This is a genomic window from Pseudomonas sp. F1_0610, from assembly GCF_047470865.1.
GTDB lineage: Bacteria > Pseudomonadota > Gammaproteobacteria > Pseudomonadales > Pseudomonadaceae > JAZDRH01.
This window is the reverse complement of record NZ_JAZDRH010000067.1, coordinates 1-1,761: the sequence shown is the minus strand read 5'-3', so window position 1 is coordinate 1,761 and position 1,761 is coordinate 1. Positions and strand designations below refer to the sequence as shown.

Sequence of the window (1,761 nt, the reverse complement as noted above, 5' to 3'; positions counted from 1 at the left end):
TAATACCATGCTCACGGCATAGCTCAGGGACTGGAACTCCAGCCTCATTTTGTTTGAGAATTGCCATAATTTGGCTCTCAGTGAATTTTGATTTACGCATAGAAAACTCCTTGAGTTTATATTAATGAAATTTTCTACAAATAGCCTCTGTGGTTTTGAGGGGGGATTACAAGTTGATATTGAGTGGAAGGAAAAGTTTCATGAACACTGGTTTGTTTTAGAACAGGTATATGCTGTTTCATTATTCAGAAATGAAGTATTGATCAAAATGATTTAGATATCCAAAAATCAATTGAACAAATTTTAAATTTACTACAGGGTAAATAGCTTTCAGTAAAATGGACGAATTTAATTTATAAGTGCAACCCTAATTGACTGACTTTCCTTAATAATAGCATTCATTATTCGAATCGAGCTGGAAAAACTATTCCTTTCGGTGGCGGGTATAAAGCAGGAGGCAAGGACCATAGTGGCAAAACTACTGTTGGTGAAAAAGTTTAGTATGTATTATCTGTGAGTGGTAAAGCGTGGAATGGGCAAGCACCAAAAACAGTAAAACTTAATGGTATTACTTATCATGTAATTGTTGAGATGTTAAGCGTGTAGGCTTACTTAACGATGGACATGCAGAGAAGAAAATAATCGCGTACGCGCAACAGAAGCATGGGGGTAGTAATAAACTAGTTAGAATAGATGGTGCTGTTGAAAATACCTCTAAAGGCCTTCCAGGAGCTTGCCCAGATTGCCAAACAACGTTGAGTAGTACTGCAAATACACAGAAAAGATTTATAATAAATTTTAGCCACGTTTCTACTATGCAAAATCCTTGAAGGAATATGAGTTATGGTGCTAAATCTTGCTGAAAAGTTACATAAAAAATACCCCAAGCAACCTTTTGATAAAAGTTTTGTAAGGGGCTACTCAGATGAGGAAATAAAAAAAATTGAACGGCTTTATGATATTGAAGTACCGCCTACCAGTCAGTTATATGATTTTTTAAAATGCATGGGAAGATGTAGTGGTGGTTTATTTGGAGGAGACCAAATGATTATTTATTGGGCTTCCAGAAATGTTAGAGATAAAGTTTGTTATCAAAATTTTAATAGAGAAGATATAATTGACTTGGGGTTTGATGGTGCCAATAGTAATAAAGTTTTTTTTATATCTTGTATTTATCTAACTCAATATTATTTTTTAGCAACAAAGTCTAAAGATATAAATATAGTTTATCATTGGAATGAGAATACAGACGAAATTGTAAAAACAGAGTTTACTCTTTATCAGTATCTTGAGTGGATTTTGTCAGATGACACTATAGCGGCCTTTTCATGTTCAGAACAGGAACTGATAGAAACATCAGGCGAGTTAATTGATTTTTAATATGTTAATTAAAAAAGGTGAGCATGTGAGTGAGTTATTTTTTACTGAATATTTAACTAGTTTTCCTACATTGAATTTTAATCGTAAATTTGTGAAAGGTTACAGTAGCAGTGAAATACTAAAAATAGAAAAGCTATATGGTGTAAATATTGGCCAAGGTACAGAGTTATATGCTTTTTTAAATAACTTAGGACGCTGCAGCGGAGGGTTGTTAGGCAGCGATCCTTTAGTTTTTTATAAAAAAAATTTCTCAGTTAGACAACATATATTACTCCAAAGTAAATATTTTTATCAGATCAGTCGTAAAAATTTTGAATTTACTATTGCGGTCGAAAATGAAGTTGAGTATTATTATTTGTTATCTGAAGATCAGCTAGTATA

General features: G+C 32.8%; 2 protein-coding genes and 1 pseudogene. 2 read left to right on the top strand and 1 reads right to left on the bottom strand.

Translation table 11 applies throughout. From position 1 onward, the window contains the following. Positions 1-100: transposase (locus VQ643_RS16200; protein ID WP_414201313.1), on the bottom strand; the 100-nt coding region annotated here is incomplete at its 3' end. Between the two features lie 743 nt (positions 101-843). On the opposite strand from VQ643_RS16200, the gene VQ643_RS16195 reads away from it, so the two are divergent. Together VQ643_RS16195 and VQ643_RS16190 are read left to right on the top strand one after the other, a co-directional pair. Continuing rightward, entirely contained in the window at positions 844-1,380 is a 537-nt protein-coding gene (locus tag VQ643_RS16195) for a hypothetical protein (protein WP_414201534.1), read from the top strand. 25 nt (positions 1,381-1,405) lie between these two features. After that, positions 1,406-1,761 (top strand): annotated as a pseudogene (locus tag VQ643_RS16190) (hypothetical protein); the annotation flags it as partial.